This is a genomic window from Acidobacteriota bacterium, assembly GCA_022340665.1.
In the GTDB taxonomy this organism is placed as follows: Bacteria; Acidobacteriota; Thermoanaerobaculia; order Thermoanaerobaculales; family Sulfomarinibacteraceae; genus Sulfomarinibacter.
The window spans coordinates 1-15,026 of record JAJDNM010000040.1 but is presented as its reverse complement, the minus strand read 5'-3'; the positions used below and the strand labels follow the sequence as shown (position 1 = coordinate 15,026).

Sequence of the window (15,026 nt, the reverse complement as noted above, 5' to 3'; positions counted from 1 at the left end):
ACGCCAAGCTCCAGGGAACCGCCACCCACCCAGGAAACCGCGAGTGCGCTTACGACCGTGAACAGGAGGATGATCACCAGATCTTTGACGATCGTCACCCCGAGGACCGTCTCCACCAGTTCGCCTCGAGCGCGAAGGTCGGAAACGACGGCGATCGTGGTCGCGGGTGATACTGCGACCGCGATCACTCCGAGTAGGGCGACCCCGGCCAACATCTCGGCACCGGTGACCGCACCAAAGAACGGGATCACCCCCAGGAGTACCCACAGCACGCACGCGACGAGTACCAGAATGCCGACCGTGTGGGCGGCCGTGATGGCGACCATCGGTCTCAGATTTCTGCGGACGACATCGATTCGAAATTCCCCCCCGGCGGTGAGAGCGATGAGGCCGAGGGCGAGGTCCTCGAAAAGGCGCAGAAGACGGGCATCTCGTGCCGTCTCCAACGCAAGCGCGTGCGGGCCTGCCGCCATACCGAACAGAAGATACCCTGTGATTCGAGGGAGCCTGACACGCACCGCGAGCTCACCGCTGAGCACGCCTCCGATGACCACACAACCGAGAGCCAGCAGCGCCGAACCGGCCGGATCATCGACCGCCGCCTCACCCATCAAGCGCGCAGCCCAGCTGAACGCCGCCAGCACCAGGAAAAGAGCCCACCTCATCGGGCGTTGGCCTCGGCCCTTGACGTCACCAGGGTGCGGCGCATCCAGGCTGCGGCGATGAGGTTGTTGAAGATGATGGCGACGACCACCGCCTCGAGAACCCCACCGGTGTCGGGAAAAAAGCTCACCATCGCCACCAACAGACCGAGCGCGAGTTCACCCTGGGGCAGCAGGCCGAGCCCCAGACCCGCGTTCCGGACACCAACATCTCGTTTCCGAGCCACGAACTGCAGAATCTGTCCAGCCAACCACGCAGCAGCCGTCCGCACCGCGGTCAGCAGGACGAATGCCTCCCACGAGAACGATGCGCCCGCCCAGGAGGCACCGACCAGAACCAGCAGCGCCACCAGCATCGGCCGCTCGAGGGAGTGCGCCACCCGCAACATCCGATGCGGAAAGACGCTCCTGTTCACCACTACCGCTCCCGCACACGCCGCCGATGGCAGGGCACTCAGGCCGAGCACCGCGCTCGCCCCGGCAACCAGGCACATGGCACCTCCGGCCAGGGTGAGAAGCTGGATGTGTTCCTGCACGCCTCGGACAAGAACGACCAGCGCATAGCCAATCAGGAGTCCGACCGCGATGATGATCACCAACAGTTGCCAGGCCGGTGTGGAACTGCCCTGATCAGCTACCAGGGGGCTGGCCAGTGCGGCGGAGACGGCAAAGACGGAAACCGCCGGAAGTCCGGCAAATGCGATGATCAGCTTGAGCAATCGAACGGTCCTGTGATCCGCCAGCCCCCTGCTGCGCACGAGTCCCTCGAGGGGACTTGCCGATATCGCCATTGCAATTGCACCCAGGCCGAGCGCCGTCGAGGAAGCGAGCCCCACGACCAGGGCCGCGAAAGTGACCGGCAGCCCCAACACCAGCGGGGTCAACCAGCCGACCCGGCGGTGCCAGGGCGCCAATCGACGGACTACTCGCAGGTCGACCTGTACACCAAAAACGAGCCCGATCCAGGCAAGTCCGAAGAGCACCACGACCCGCATCGATTCCAGCAGGTCATCAGGAAAAAGGCCAAGGCCGCTCCCGCCAAGGCCGAAACCGACGAGGAGGAACGAAATCCCCTCCATCCCCGGCGCCCGAAACCCTCGACGGCCAAGGAGAGCGCGCAGCTCGGATCCGAGCACTGCAAGGGCCACGAGGACCAGAAATGCGATGGTTCCGCGGAGCATATCCCAGTCTACCGTCTGAGCTCATGTGAGCCCAGAGTCGGTTTCCCGGGCACAATCAGATCAGAAATGTCCCGCGTCGGCCACGGCGAGCAACATCACCGTGTTGCGTGGCCCCTGGACCTCACCAGCAACGGTAAGTCCGCGAATCGCAACCAGGGCCTCCTCAGCGCGATGGTCGTCCTCGATCAGGCACACCACCAGACTCGAGAAATCGATACCGCTCGGTATCAGAGAGCGGAGGCCCGCAAAAACCGGCAGGTCCCGCTCGAGAAGTTCGAGCCCACTTCGACTCTCGATGACAACCGCCTCCGGCTCTTCGAGTTCGACCAGCGCAGAGAGCACCTCGTCCAGCAAATCCTCGCGGTGGAGGATTGCAACCAGAAGACGCACTCAGGCCCCCTCCAACCGGCGCAGTTCGTCGACGAAGGTCCGGCCATCCGCCGCTTCGATGAGCGGCTCGAGCGTTTCCCTCCGCCGTGCGAGCCGCGCCAGCCTGGCGAGGCCCGCAAGATGGTCGGCGGCGGTGTTGGTATCACCGAGCAGACAGAAGACGAGCTGCACCGGGCGCTTGTCGAGGGCGGGGTAGTCAATTCCTTCGGGGTGGGTCGAGGCTGCCATCACCAGGCGGCCGAGGCCAGGAATCTGGGCGTGCGGCACAGCAACACCACCACCGATGCCGGTCGACAGGATCGCCTCGCGCTCGAGAAGGCGGCTCACGACGTGCTCGGAGGATTCGACGAGCCCGGCATTCACGAAAAGTTCTCCGAGGCGGCGAAAAAGCTCGTTTCTCGCGCCAACGTCGGGCGATATCAAGACCATTTCCGGGTCAAGTTGTTGGGAAAGGCGCACCACTCGACTCACCTCATTCCTGACCGAGGGAGGGTACCGTGTCGCGGTCTCTACGTCACCCACGAATTGAGCTGGAAGCCCGGTTCGCGTCAGAACCTGTCAGCAAAATCGCTGATACCCGGGATCAAGAAACGCTGGCCATTCAGGCCCTTGACGATGCACAGGATGTGAACGATCAGGATCGCGAGCAGCAGCATCGGTATGAGGAGAGAGAACACACATCCCAGCCCGCCGCTGATGGCTCCCAGGATCATGACGATGATCTGCAGTCCGATCAGCACCACGATCTCTACGACGGTCAGAACCAGGCCGTGTTTGGCGTGCCACTGGACCTCCCGGTCTTCCTTCTCCACCAGAAGCGGAATCAGGGCCAGGAGCCACAGGTAGGAGAGAACCACCATCACATTCCTGTTCTCTGAAACCACCTCTCGCGCGGCCGGTTCCTGCAGTGGAGGCGCGGGTGCCGGCGGGGGGGGCGGTGGCGGGCCGTTGTCCTGCGGACCTTGCGGCGTGTCTTCCATCACTGTGTCTCCTTTCGAAAAAATCCATCGGAGATCGGTCATCGAAATCTGTGTGGCTGATTCTACCCGAAACCGGAGATCCGCTGGTACGCAAATGGAAACTCAGGTCCCCAGTTTGAGAGGACTCAAGTCGATCGCAAATGCCGGACTCGGGCGCGTTCGACCACGGAGGGGGCGGGTGGGTGGAGAAGTGGCGAAGACCGTACTTCTCGTCAACTGCAACGGAGACATGGTAGCCCGTACGGGATTCGAACCCGTGTTACCGGCGTGAGAGGCCGGCGTCCTAGACCCCTAGACGAACGGGCCACGCGAGGACGGAAACTATCACACGATTCAGCGAGGTGCAAGCGTGTCTCATCTGCTATACTCTCCGGCCATCCCATCGCTCGGAGGACACCCATGAGCACCAAGGTCGCAATCAATGGTTTCGGACGCATCGGCCGGCTTCTGGCCCGCCACCTCAAGGCTCGCGACGGCTTCGATCTGGTCGCCATCAACGACCTCACATCGCCGGATATGCTCGGTTATCTCTTCGGCCACGACTCTGTTCACGGCCCTTACAAGGGCACGATCGAGGTCGATGGATCCGACATCGTGATCGATGGCGATCGCATGCGAGTTTTCGCCGAACGCGAGCCTGGCAAGCTGCCGTGGAGCGAATTCGGCGTCGATTATGTCTTCGAGGCGACCGGCCGTTTCCGCAGTCGTGAACTGGCGTCAGCCCACCTCGAGGCGGGTGCCAAACGGGTCATCATCACCGCCCCGGGCCAGGATGTGGACGAAACTTTTGTCATGGGTGTCAACTCGGCGCTTTACGATCCAGCCAAGCACTACGTAATCTCCAATGCTTCATGCACCACCAACTGCCTGGCGCCGGTCGCCAAGGTGCTCGACGAGACCGTCGGCATCGAACACGGCTGGCTCACCACCACGCATGCCTACACTCTCGACCAGAGCCTCCTCGACACCATGCATCCCAAGGACATGCGCCGCGCTCGCGCTGCCGCGATCAATATCATTCCTTCCTCGACCGGCGCCGCCAAGGCGATCGGTCTCGTCTACCCGGCGCTCGCTGGCAAGCTGCACGGTGCCGCCATGCGGGTGCCGGTGGCCGACGGTTCCGTCTGCGACCTGACCTTCGTTGCAAGTCGTGAGTCGTCAGTTGATGAGCTCACCGCGGCGTTCGTCGAGGCCGCAAATGGCGGCCTGAAAGGCATCCTCCGCGCAACCGACCAACCGCTGGTCTCCACCGACATCATCGGTGAAACACACTCTTCGGTGGTCGATCTCGCACTCATTTCCCAGATCGCCCCGACCTTCTTCCGGGTGGTGAGCTGGTACGACAACGAGAACGCCTACGCCCTGCGTTGTGTCGATCTGCTCGACTACATGGTCGGCAAGGAGTAGGCATGGCCCTGCCGTCCCTGGTTGATCTCGAGGATTTGCGGGGTGGGCGGGTGCTCGCCCGTCTCGACCTCAACGTTCCGGTGCACGACGGTGCGGTCCTCGATGACACGCGAATCGTGGCCGCCCTGCCAACTCTGCGGTGGCTGCTGGATCGGGCAGAGGTGGTGGCCGCCTGTTCCCATCTCGGCAAGGCGAAGGGAGAACCCGACCCGGCGTATTCGCTCGCGCCGGTCGCGCAGGCTTTGGCGGCTGCCCTCGATCGGCCGGTGCACTTCATACCGGACTGCCTCGACGGTGCGCCCGACCTCGACCCGGGGTCACTGCTGCTGTTGGAAAACCTTCGTTTCCACCCGGGTGAAAAGGGCAACGATCCCCAGTTCGCCGCTCGTCTCTCCGAGCCGTACGATTTCTACGTAAACGACGCCTTCGGCACCGCGCACCGCGCTCACGCATCGGTCGAGGCGGCAGCCCGGCGCTACGGTAGTGGGCGCAAGGCGGCCGGTTTTCTCATGGGGCGTGAGGTCGCGGCTCTGAGCAGGGTGGTTGATGACCCCGAACAGCCCTTCATCGCGGTTGTCGGCGGTGCCAAGGTTTCGACCAAGACTGCGCCCCTCGAGGCCCTCCTCGGGAGGGTCCGCGCCCTTCTGATCGGCGGCGGCATGGCCAACACCTTTCTGCTCGCCAAGGGTTTCGAGGTCGGCCGGTCTCTGGTCGAGGAGGAGATGATCGACACGGCAGTCACCGTTCTCGAAGGAGCCGAGGAGCGCGGTGTCGACCTGCTGCTGCCGACGGATGTCGTTGTCGCTGATGCAATCAAGGACCCGGGACGCGTGGAGGTGGTTTCGAGCGATTGTATTCCGGCCGAACTGATGGTGGTCGACATCGGGCCCGAATCGCGCGCTCGATACGGGGAGTTCCTGGCTGAAGCGAGGACGATTTTCTGGAACGGTCCGATGGGGGTCTTTGAGGTTCCCGAATACGCCGCCGGTACGCTAGCGGTCGCCGAAGCCCTGGCGGCAAGTCCGGCATTCTCAGTCGTCGGTGGTGGGGAGTCGGTAATGGCGGTCCGACGCGCCGGCGTGATCGAAGAGATTGATCACGTATCGACCGGGGGCGGCGCATCGCTCCAGTTCATCACCGGTGAGGACCTGCCGGCGCTCGTGGCGCTGGAAAGCTGAAGGAGTCAAGATGCGGAGACCGCTGATCGCCGGTAACTGGAAGATGCACAAGACGGTGGTTGAAACCACCGAGTATCTCGAGGCCCTTCTCGCCGAGAATCTGCCGGAAACCATAGACATCGTCTGTTGCCCGTCTTTCGTTTCGCTGCCCTCGGCGGTCATGATTGCAACCGGCTCCTCGGTGGGTATCGGTGCGCAGAACGTCCACTGGGAATCTCAAGGAGCATTCACGGCAGAGATTGCTCCGTCGATGCTGACCGAAATCGGCGTTGACTGGGTGGTTGTCGGGCACTCCGAGCGGCGGACCCTTTTCGCAGAGACTGACGAAACCGCCCTCGATCGCGCGCGGGCAGCTCAGGCCGCCGGGCTTAAGGTGATCTACTGCATCGGCGAATCGCTCGCCGAACGCGACGCGGGCGAGACCTTTGCCGTGCTCGAGCGGCAGACGAGTGCCCTCGGTGCTCTCGACCCCAACCACCTTGTGCTTGCCTACGAGCCGGTGTGGGCGATCGGAACGGGTCGCAACGCAACTCCCGCGCAGGCACAGGAGGCGCATGCCTTTCTTCGCGTGCGGATGGCATCGGTCTTCTCCGGCGAGGCCGCCGCGGAGCTCCGGATTCTCTACGGCGGGAGTCTCAAACCTGCCAACGCGGAGGAGCTGCTACCGCTGGCGGACGTCGATGGCGGCCTCATTGGCGGCGCAAGCCTTGACGTGAGTTCATTTTCCGCTATCATCCGCGCTGCAGCGGTCTGCGCTGCGGGAGACGACTCGTGACTGTTTTACTCGTTATTCTCTACGTTTTGGTCTGCCTGTTCCTGATCATGGTGGTCCTTTTGCAGCAGGGCAAGGGCGCCGATCTCGCCGGTGCGTTCGGCGGCGGCGGCAGCCAGACCTCGTTCGGCCCTCGCGGCTCGACCAACATCATGCACCGTATGACCACCGGGGCTTTCGTGCTCTTCGTGGTCCTGTGCCTGACGCTGACCATCCTGTCCGGCAAACGGCGCACCTCGGTGATGGAGGAGATTGCGCCGGCAGCGCTTCCGGAGGCCTCGCAACCGACAGAAAACGCTCTCGAAAAGGCGATTACCGAGGAGAACGCAGGGGGCGCGATGATGAGCGACACGCCCACCGCACCCGAGGACAGCGCAAAGGACGACGGCGGTGGCGAGCCGAAGGCACCGGGGGAGGACGGCTGAAGGTCGTGATCGCGATGCGAGCGGGACCTACAATGTTAGTGATGCGTGCCGAAGTGGCGGAATTGGTAGACGCGCACGGTTGAGGGCCGTGTGGAGCGATCCGTGCCGGTTCGAGTCCGGCCTTCGGCACCAAATTTTGAAGCCCCGCGGATCCCGCGGGGCTTCAAAATTTGAGGCTTATCCCCTCGCCTTGACCTTCGCCCAGGTGTCGCGCAGGGTGACCGTACGGTTGAGGATCGGTTTCTCGGCAGTCGTATCCGGATCGATGCAGAAATAACCGAGTCGCTCGAGCTGGAACCGGCTGCCGCTGCCGAAGTCGGCAATGCTGGGCTCAAGCCGCGTATCGTCGATGACCTCGAGTGAATCCGGACTGAGGTCGGCCAGGAAATCGCCATCCGCGCCCGGGTCCGGACGGTTGAAGAGGTGGTCGTAGAGCCGCACCTCTGCCGCTATCGCATGGGCAGCGGAAACCCAGTGAAGCGTGGCTTTGACCTTGCGGCCGTCCGGCGAGTCCCCGCCCCGGGTTGCAGGATCATAGGTACAGCGAAGCTCGATGATCTCGCCTTCAGCGTTCTTGATGACCTCGCGGCAGGTGATGAAGTAGGCATAGCGGAGCCGCACTTCGCGTCCCGGCGCGAGGCGAAAGAACTTCTTCGGCGGATCCTCCATGAAGTCGTCCCTCTCGATGAACAGCTCGCGGCCGAAGGGCACGGTGCGGGTGCCGGCTGCCGGATCCTCGGGATTGTTGACCGCGTCAAGCTCCTCGGTGTTCCCCTCGGGATAGTTTTCGATCACCACCTTGAGCGGCCTCAGCACGCCCATCCGCCGTTCCGCCGTGCGGTTGAGCTCGGTGCGCACGCAGTGCTCGAGGAGGGCGAGGTCGACCACGCTGTTCCGCTTGGCGAGACCGACGCGATCGACGAAATCGTGGATCGCTGCGGGCGGGCAACCCCGCCGGCGGATTCCGGAAATTGTCGGCATTCGCGGATCGTCCCAACCACTGACGTGGCCGCCCTCGACGAGCTGCAAGAGGCGGCGTTTGGAGAGCACCGTGTAACTCAAGTTGAGGCGGGCGAACTCGATCTGTCTGGGCTTCGAAGGCACCGGCAGATTCTCGATCAACCAGTCGTAAAGCGGCCGATGATCCTCGAACTCGAGCGTACAGAGGCTGTGAGTGATGTACTCGATAGCGTCGGACTGGCCGTGCGCGAAGTCGTAGGTCGGGTAGATGCACCACCGATCGCCGGTGCGCGGGTGGGTTGCACGGAGGATGCGATAGAGCACCGGGTCGCGCAGGTTGATGTTGCCGGCAGCCATGTCGATTTTCGCCCTCAGCACCTTGGCACCATCCGGGTATTCACCGGCCCGCATCGCTCGTAGGAGGGTCAGGTTCTCGTCCACCGTGCGGTCGCGATAGGGACTCGGGGTGCCCGGCTCGGTCAGGGTCCCGCGGTAGGCGCGAATCTCCTTAGCAGAAAGGTCGTCGACATAGGCCTTGTCGGACACGACCAGATGTTCGGCCCACTTGTAAAGCTGATCGAAGTAGTCAGAGGCAAAGTAGAGGTGATCGCCCCAGTCGTACCCGAGCCACCGCACGTCGGTTTTGATCGACTCGATGAACTCGAGCTCTTCCTTGACCGGGTTGGTATCGTCGAATCGGAGGTGGCACCGCCCACCAAACTCGTCGGCAAGGTCGAAGTTCAGGCTGATCGATTTGGTGTGGCCGATGTGGAGGTACCCGTTCGGCTCCGGCGGGAAGCGGGTCACGACCTCCGCATGCTTACCGCTTTCGAGGTCCTCTCGGATGATCTCGCGGATGAAATCCTTTTTTTCGTGTTCGGAGTCGCCAATTGCCGTCATGCCACTCTCCAACTCAGGTTTTCATCCCGCGCAGGACGTCGATTGCCTGCCGCAAACGCCATTGGCAACGTGCTTTCCCGAGCACCTCCATTGTTTCGAATAGCGGCGGCGTCGCAGCGCGCCCAGTGACCGCGATACGAATGGGCATGAAGAATTCTTTGGCGTTCCAGCTGTTGGTCTCGCAGAAGGCCCTGGTTGCCGCCTCGATTTCTTCTGCCTCCCACTCGAGAATCGGATCCAGGTGCTGCTCGAGGAGAATTCGGAAAGCCTTCGCCGTCTGTGGGGGCGTATGGTTCTTTGCCACCAACTTGGTGCGTGCCGGCTCCTCGTAGCGAAGGTCACCAACGAAGAAAAAGTCGGCGTAGGCGATGAAATCGGCGAGGGTATCGATGCGTTCCTGAACCAGCGGCAGGATCTTCATCAGGTAATCGTCCGACAGCACGTTTCCACGTAACCTCTCGAGGAGTTCCACGGTCGACAGATCGCGGATATATTTCCCGTTCAGCCAGTTGAGCTTTTCGAGATCGAAGACCGGTCCGCCAAGGGTGATGTCCTCGAGACGGAACTCGGAAACAAACTCCTCGAGTGAGAACATTTCTCGCTCATCGGGCATTGTCCAGCCCATCAGCGCCAGGTAGTTGAGAAGAGCCTCGGGCAGGATTCCAGCCTGACGGTAGTGATCGAGGCTGACGGGGTTCTTCCTTTTGGAGATTTTCGATTTGTCCGAGTTCCGCAGCAGGGGCAGGTGACAAAAGACCGGCGTTTCCCAGCCGAATGCCTGGTAGAGCTGCACGTGCTTGGGCAGTGAAGAAATCCACTCCTCAGCTCGAATAACGTGGGTGATTTTCATCAGATGGTCATCGACCACGTTTGCGAGGTGATAGGTGGGGTGTCCGTCCGACTTGAGGAGCACCTGGTCATCGACCTGCTGGTTGGCAATCGTGATTTCTCCTCGCAGCAGGTCGGCGGCTACAGTCTCGCCATCGGTCGGCATCGCGAGGCGAATGACGTGCTCTTCCCCAGCCTCGCATCTGCTCTCAGCCTCTGCCGGTTCGATCGACCGACACAGGCGGTCGTAGCCCAGACGTCCCTTGGCCGCCCTCTGCTCCGCGCGCAATTCCTCCAGGCGTTCACGCGAGCAGAAGCACGGATAGGCGGCACCTTTGGTCACCAAGTCATGGACGTGCTGGCGATAGATATCGGTCCTCTCGCTTTGCCGGTATGGCCCAGAATCTCCGCCGACGTAAGGCCCCTCGTCCCAGTCGAGACCGAGCCAGGTCAGGGCAGCGATGATTTGACGCTCACTGGCCGCCGTGCTGCGCTGACGGTCGGTGTCCTCGATGCGGAGAATGAACTGCCCGCCGCTTTGCCGGGCCATCGCGTAGTTGAACAGGGCAACGTAGGCCGTGCCGACGTGCGGATCGCCGGTCGGGCTCGGGGCAATGCGGGTTCTGACCGCAGTGGACATATGCTCTCCGATGATGCTTCGATTGGGCCGGAATCTATTGAATATTTATGGCGGAGAGGGCGGGATTCGAACCCGCGGTCCAGGTTGCCCCGGACAACTGCTTAGCAGGCAGCCCTGTTCAACCACTCCAGCACCTCTCCGCACCGGGAGAGGTATTGTACGTGGAGGCGTTGAGGCTGTAAAGTTGCTGGTTCCGGAGGGATGGCCGAGCGGTCGAAGGCGCCGGTCTTGAAAACCGGTGAGGTTCACGCCTCCGTGGGTTCGAATCCCACTCCCTCCGCCAGCAATTCCGCCTCCCACAGTCGGACGATGGCAGGCGGTATTGCGGTCAGTACCCGCCCAGCGAACCCTTGATCTCCGGCAGGGCGCCAACGCCCTTGAGGCCGACAACGATGAGGAACTCACGGGTCGGGTAGATACCGATCCGGGTGTCGCGATACTGGGCAGAGATGTTCCAGCAGCTGCCCTGATAGTTGATCTGATAGCGCTGATCGCCGAGCGAGTCCTTGACGATGTCGTAGGCGATTTGAATCGAGGCATCGAGCGGAAAGCCTGCTTTGCGGAAGGCGACCATGCTTCGTACCTGGGACGAGAACTTGTCTCCATTCTTCGGGTTGTAGCTCTCATACCACGTCAGGTTGAGCATTCCGAGCGGCCTCGTCAGCGAGGCCGCGAGCGAGGCGGAGCGGAGGTTTTTGAAGAGCGTGTCGTAGGACACTCGAGCATCAAACCCGGTTCCCTGGGCGGGAGTCAGCCGCAGCGCGAGGCCAAGAGGTCCGAGCTGGCTGGTTTGAACACCATCTCCACGATTCAGGGGCTCATCGAAGGAGTACGCCTGGGCGACCTCAAGTGATGCGAGCTCTCGGGTGCCGACTCCCTCCCTGGCGCGTCCGAGAACTCGGTTGGCGAGCACCAGGTTGACCTGATTGGCGTCCCTGGGCGTGGAGTCGACCTCGTCGAAGATCGGTATTCGCGTCACGTCGGTGGTGGTCGTCAGATAGCGGTACTCGATTCGCGGTTCGATCAGGTGTTTGATCTTGCTATAGGCGCCCATCCCGCTTTCGAACACCTTCGACAGGGAGGGGCCCACAATGTCGACCGCACCAGTCGCATAGATGCGCTCGATCCCTTCGCCCGCGAATGCCTGACGGTCTTCGGTGTACTGGTCGGTGTAGTAGGTGAAACGTCCACCGACGCGAGGCGTGACCGAAATCCAGGGCGGCCCCGGAAGGGTGTAGGAAAACTGGGGAAAGAGGTCCGCCCGCCCGTAGTCGCCCACCAGGTCGATCATGTTCGTGCTTTTAAAGTCACGATCAACCTTGAAGTAGTTGAGGGATCCGATGAGATTGAGGTAGACCGGCGAACCGGCTATCGCCGTCGAACCGGACCGCACCTCGACCTCGGGGAGCTGCGTGAGGGTGACATCCGCAGTGGTCAGAAAGGTCTTGCGATGATCGGTGCGGATGTTCAGCGCGTACGGCCCGAAGGCGCGGGTCAGGAAAATGAAGGAGTAGAGGTCGCGTCGGGTGTTGGCGTCGAAGGTGCGATCGAACTCCTGCCAGAAATCGATATCGGACATGTCTTCGGCCTGTGCCATCAGCCTGAAGCCAAGGAAATCCTCCTGCGAGTGGCGACCGGAGACCTTCCATTCGAACGGTCCAATCTCTTCGTCGTCCGTTGCAGCTTCCCGTCCCCAGAGGGCATAAAAATCGATCTCGCCACGCGCACCCTGCACCGGCGCCCAACGCCAACTGTTACCCAACCCCATGAATCCTTCGGTGTAGTAATCCGCAAAGATGGTCGTGTCGTAGCTGCGCCCGAAGGGAATGTAGAGCGGCAGGCCGAAGTTGAAACCCCTGGTGTTCGAGTACCCCAGCCTGGGAAAGAGCAGACCGGGCGCTCGTTCCTGCTTGACAGGCCACACCATGTACGGCATGTAAAACACCGGCACCCCACGGACCTTCATCGCCGAGCTGGAAAAATACCCGAGGCCCTCCTGTTCCACCTTGGCCTTGCGAATGTGAAAACTCCACGGCGGCTTGCCGTCGGTCGAACAGGTCGTAAATGTAGCTTGATCGATGCGGTAATGGGTCTCGTCCAGCTTCTCGATCACTCGCCCGGTGAAGGTGTACATAGGGTCGATGAACGCCGTTGCGTTGAAGAACACGCCAGTCTTCTGCTCGATGTTGAATCTCGCCAGATCTGCCGTGAACCGACTCGGACCACGGTCGAGGATGACGTTCCCTCGTGCCACCACCTCACCAGTCGCGCGGTTCCAGTCGGCTACATCACATCGAATCTCGATGTCCTGATAGATGATCTGGACCTCTCCCTCGCCGTGCCACCCGTCCGCCGTGCCCTGCTGCGACTCGGCGTGGAGAACGACTCTCTCTTCCTCATCCACAGCCCCACCGATGGCCGCCAACGCGACCAGCGACAGCGCGATCAGAAACAACCGCCACGCGGCGGAAGGGTCCCCGGCTTCGAGTCGGGCCATAGACCTCCAGGCAGGCGCTTACAACTCCTCGCACATTGTATCCGTTCATGCCGACATCACCGTTGGCGTCTCGGGTTCGCGCGTACAATGTACAGATGCGGTACCTGGGGGTCGATCCCGGTGGTCGCCGGATGGGATTTGCGGCTGGTGACGACGTCACGGGAGTGGTGTCGCCGCTCGAGGTCGCACCCTACGGGAACACCAAAGACGCCGTGCGCCTGATCGTCGAGCTCGCTCGAAAGGTCAATGCCGCATGCATCGTGGTCGGCCTCCCGATTGGTGCAGACGGTACGCGAGGCCCCGCCTGTCGACGGTCGGAGAAGCTCGCCGCCGAGCTATCGGCCCAGGGCATCAAGGTCGCTCTGCAGGGCGAGTACCTGTCAACCGACGAGGCCCGCCGGCGAGCCCGCAGTGTTGGACGTCCGGACCGCAGCCCGGTGGACGATATCGCCGCCCAGATACTGCTCGAAGATTACCTCGCGATACGGGCGAACACCGCGGCAGAGGAAGCTTGAGAAGCTCAGGCGTGAAGAGAGGAACGATTCTGGTCGCCGTCGGGCTCGTGGCTACCATCCTTGCCGCTGCCGGAATCTGGTTCCACCACCACCTCTGGGGCCAGTACTCCAAACAGCCTCAAGGGGTGGAAATTGTCGCGGGCTCGACTGCAAAGGCAATCCTCACCCTGCTTCACGAACAAGGTCTGATGCCGTCTGTTCTCGCTGGTCGGATCTACCTACGCTTCATCGATCACGGCCGCGGGCTTCACTACGGGCACTATGTCTTTCCCGCATCCTCGCGTCCGGTCGACGTTCTCGAAATCCTCCTCGAGGGCAAGGTCGAGATGTTCAGCGCCACGATCGTCGAGGGCAGCGAGGCCGTCGAAATAAGCGCTCAGTTCATTGGTCTCGGGGTTGGCACCCAGGAAGAGTGGAAAGGTTTCGTCAGCCGGGTCGACTGGATCTCGGAGGCGGTGCCAGACGCTCCTTCTCTGGAGGGCTTCTTTTTCCCGGACACCTACCGTTTCGCCGTCGGAATCCCGGCGGAGAGTGTCGCTCACCATCTGGTTGAACGGTTCGAAGAGGTCTGGGCGGAGGAGACCCTGGGCGGTGGCGACCTCTGGGGAACCGCCCTGGAGATCGTCACGCTCGCGTCGCTGGTCGAAGCGGAAACATCAATTGAGGAGGAGCGGCCTCTCATCGCGGGAGTGTTTGCCAATCGCCTCCAACGCGGCATGCTCCTGCAGTGCGATCCCACGGTGGTTTACTCTCTCAAACGCCGGCGGGAGTGGCGCGGCCGACTCCTGCGCATCCACTGGGAGGTCGACGACCCCTATAACACCTATCGCTACCCAGGGCTCCCGCCTGGACCGATCAATTCGCCTGGCCGGGCCGCGCTCGCCGCGGCGATCAATCCACAGGCGACTCCGAACCTCTACTTCGTGGCCAAGCCGGGCGGCGGCCATGCATTCTCGAAAACCCTGGCAGAGCACAACCGAGCGGTGGCCAGGTGGATGAGCTCGCGTCGTTGACCGCACGCGGAACTCGATGGTAGCTTCGAATCAGAGGACTGTCGTGCCAGAAACCTACAAGACTTTCGCATCGTACCTTCTGCTCAAAGAGATTCCTGCCGATCCGCTTGGCCACCTCTTCCGTGCCGGAAAATTCAACTCGGCTGGCATCAATCGAACCGTCTGGCTGCGCGTTTTTGACCATCCTGCAATCCCGCGAGATGACGTCATTTCCGCTTTCGACCGAACCGTACGAATTTCTGATTCGGTGCAGTCGAGCAGTGTCCCGTCGGGTGTCGAGTGTGTCGATGAAGACGGTATTCCGGCGATGGCCACAGACTACGTTCCTTCCCAGCCGCTGTCCCTTCTGATCGATCGAGCTGCACAAGAGAGGTTTCCTGTCGCGATCGATAACGCGCTCCTAATTGCGGAGAAGATTTCCGCCGCCCTGTGTGCCGCATTGGCGGTGGAGATGGACGGTCAGCGGGTGGTGCACGGTTTCCTCGATCCGAGTTTGATTTTTATCACCTACGATGGCGAGGCGATTGTTACGGGTTTTGGCATCGGAGAGGAGCTCCTGGATCTCGCTGACGATGCGGAATCTGCTGCCGAGATCGAAACGTACCTCGCCCCGGAGGTGGTGGAAACTCGGGCTCCGAGCAGCAGCGGAGACGTGTATTCTCTCGGTTCTATCCTCTT

Annotated in this window: 15 protein-coding genes and 4 tRNA genes; 9 read left to right on the top strand and 10 right to left on the bottom strand. The window is 62.0% G+C overall.

The genetic code is table 11. The annotated features are described in order from the left end of the window. From LJE93_05550 to LJE93_05525, 6 genes are all read right to left on the bottom strand, one after another. A partial coding sequence (locus LJE93_05550) for a cation:proton antiporter (GenBank protein ID MCG6948362.1) occupies positions 1–665 on the bottom strand: 665 nt, incomplete at its 3' end. Further along, on the bottom strand, positions 662–1,843 hold the full coding sequence (locus LJE93_05545) for a hypothetical protein (GenBank protein ID MCG6948361.1): 1,182 nt from the start codon (positions 1,841–1,843) through the stop codon (positions 662–664). The genes LJE93_05545 and LJE93_05550, both read right to left, overlap by 4 nt. Positions 1,844–1,903: 60 nt before the next feature. Further along, positions 1,904–2,233 carry a hypothetical protein gene (locus LJE93_05540; protein MCG6948360.1) on the bottom strand — a complete coding sequence of 110 codons (330 nt, stop codon included), beginning with the start codon at positions 2,231–2,233 and terminating at the stop codon, positions 1,904–1,906. Further along, positions 2,234–2,695 carry a PTS sugar transporter subunit IIA gene (locus LJE93_05535; GenBank protein MCG6948359.1) on the bottom strand — a complete coding sequence of 154 codons (462 nt, stop codon included), beginning with the start codon at positions 2,693–2,695 and terminating at the stop codon, positions 2,234–2,236. 86 nt (positions 2,696–2,781) lie between these two features. Continuing rightward, entirely contained in the window at positions 2,782–3,213 is a 432-nt protein-coding gene (locus LJE93_05530; protein ID MCG6948358.1) for a hypothetical protein, read from the bottom strand. Positions 3,214–3,443: 230 nt separating this feature from the next. Then, positions 3,444–3,519 (bottom strand) — tRNA-Glu (locus LJE93_05525). Positions 3,520–3,612: 93 nt separating this feature from the next. On the opposite strand from LJE93_05525, the gene gap reads away from it, so the two are divergent. The 5 genes from gap to LJE93_05500 all read left to right on the top strand — a co-directional run bounded on the left by gap (position 3,613) and on the right by LJE93_05500 (position 7,127). Continuing rightward, positions 3,613–4,620, top strand: coding sequence for a type I glyceraldehyde-3-phosphate dehydrogenase (gene gap / locus LJE93_05520; GenBank protein ID MCG6948357.1), 1,008 nt, complete (start codon positions 3,613–3,615; stop codon positions 4,618–4,620). Positions 4,621–4,622: 2 nt separating this feature from the next. Further along, complete coding sequence (locus tag LJE93_05515; protein MCG6948356.1) at positions 4,623–5,798, top strand: phosphoglycerate kinase; 1,176 nt, start codon at positions 4,623–4,625, stop codon at positions 5,796–5,798. A gap of 10 nt (positions 5,799–5,808) precedes the next feature. Continuing rightward, the gene (tpiA, locus tag LJE93_05510) at positions 5,809–6,573 is read left to right on the top strand and encodes a triose-phosphate isomerase (protein ID MCG6948355.1); all 765 of its coding nucleotides are present in this window, start codon (positions 5,809–5,811) and stop codon (positions 6,571–6,573) included. Next, complete coding sequence (secG, locus tag LJE93_05505) at positions 6,570–6,995, top strand: preprotein translocase subunit SecG (protein MCG6948354.1); 426 nt, start codon at positions 6,570–6,572, stop codon at positions 6,993–6,995. Before tpiA ends, secG begins: the two co-directional genes overlap by 4 nt. Positions 6,996–7,042: 47 nt before the next feature. Continuing rightward, a tRNA-Leu gene (locus LJE93_05500) sits at positions 7,043–7,127 on the top strand. A gap of 45 nt (positions 7,128–7,172) precedes the next feature. Here the strand turns inward: LJE93_05500 and LJE93_05495 are convergent. The 3 genes from LJE93_05495 to LJE93_05485 all read right to left on the bottom strand — a co-directional run bounded on the left by LJE93_05495 (position 7,173) and on the right by LJE93_05485 (position 10,463). Next, a complete protein-coding gene (locus LJE93_05495) occupies positions 7,173–8,855 on the bottom strand; it encodes a glutamine--tRNA ligase/YqeY domain fusion protein (GenBank protein MCG6948353.1) in 1,683 nt (560 codons plus the stop codon). A gap of 13 nt (positions 8,856–8,868) precedes the next feature. Next, entirely contained in the window at positions 8,869–10,323 is a 1,455-nt protein-coding gene (gltX, locus tag LJE93_05490; GenBank protein MCG6948352.1) for a glutamate--tRNA ligase, read from the bottom strand. A 48-nt stretch (positions 10,324–10,371) separates the two neighbouring features. Continuing rightward, positions 10,372–10,463, bottom strand: a tRNA-Ser gene (locus tag LJE93_05485). A 55-nt stretch (positions 10,464–10,518) separates the two neighbouring features. Between LJE93_05485 and LJE93_05480 the strand changes: the two genes are divergently transcribed. Continuing rightward, positions 10,519–10,606: transfer RNA gene (locus tag LJE93_05480), tRNA-Ser, on the top strand. A gap of 45 nt (positions 10,607–10,651) precedes the next feature. Here LJE93_05480 and lptD read toward each other — a convergent pair. Beyond that, on the bottom strand, positions 10,652–12,820 hold the full coding sequence (gene lptD, locus LJE93_05475) for an LPS assembly protein LptD (GenBank protein ID MCG6948351.1): 2,169 nt from the start codon (positions 12,818–12,820) through the stop codon (positions 10,652–10,654). A 95-nt stretch (positions 12,821–12,915) separates the two neighbouring features. On the opposite strand from lptD, the gene ruvX reads away from it, so the two are divergent. The 3 genes from ruvX to LJE93_05460 form a co-directional block, all read left to right on the top strand. Further along, positions 12,916–13,335, top strand: coding sequence for a Holliday junction resolvase RuvX (gene ruvX, locus LJE93_05470; protein MCG6948350.1), 420 nt, complete (start codon positions 12,916–12,918; stop codon positions 13,333–13,335). An 11-nt stretch (positions 13,336–13,346) separates the two neighbouring features. Beyond that, positions 13,347–14,348, top strand: coding sequence for an endolytic transglycosylase MltG (gene mltG / locus LJE93_05465; protein MCG6948349.1), 1,002 nt, complete (start codon positions 13,347–13,349; stop codon positions 14,346–14,348). A 43-nt stretch (positions 14,349–14,391) separates the two neighbouring features. After that, a partial coding sequence (locus LJE93_05460; protein MCG6948348.1) for a hypothetical protein occupies positions 14,392–15,026 on the top strand: 635 nt, incomplete at its 3' end.

What these genes read in the sequence shown, in the direction of transcription:
- LJE93_05545 (MCG6948361.1), bottom strand. Translation starts at nt 1,843, where the DNA reads ATGCTCCGCGGAACCATCGCATTTCTGGTCCTCGTGGCCCTTGCAGTG.
- LJE93_05530 (MCG6948358.1), bottom strand. Translation starts at nt 3,213, where the DNA reads ATGGAAGACACGCCGCAAGGTCCGCAGGACAACGGCCCGCCACCGCCC.
- gap (MCG6948357.1), top strand. Translation starts at nt 3,613, where the DNA reads ATGAGCACCAAGGTCGCAATCAATGGTTTCGGACGCATCGGCCGGCTT.
- LJE93_05515 (MCG6948356.1), top strand. Translation starts at nt 4,623, where the DNA reads ATGGCCCTGCCGTCCCTGGTTGATCTCGAGGATTTGCGGGGTGGGCGG.
- tpiA (MCG6948355.1), top strand. Translation starts at nt 5,809, where the DNA reads ATGCGGAGACCGCTGATCGCCGGTAACTGGAAGATGCACAAGACGGTG.
- LJE93_05495 (MCG6948353.1), bottom strand. Translation starts at nt 8,855, where the DNA reads ATGACGGCAATTGGCGACTCCGAACACGAAAAAAAGGATTTCATCCGC.
- gltX (MCG6948352.1), bottom strand. Translation starts at nt 10,323, where the DNA reads ATGTCCACTGCGGTCAGAACCCGCATTGCCCCGAGCCCGACCGGCGAT.
- lptD (MCG6948351.1), bottom strand. Translation starts at nt 12,820, where the DNA reads ATGGCCCGACTCGAAGCCGGGGACCCTTCCGCCGCGTGGCGGTTGTTT.
- ruvX (MCG6948350.1), top strand. Translation starts at nt 12,916, where the DNA reads ATGCGGTACCTGGGGGTCGATCCCGGTGGTCGCCGGATGGGATTTGCG.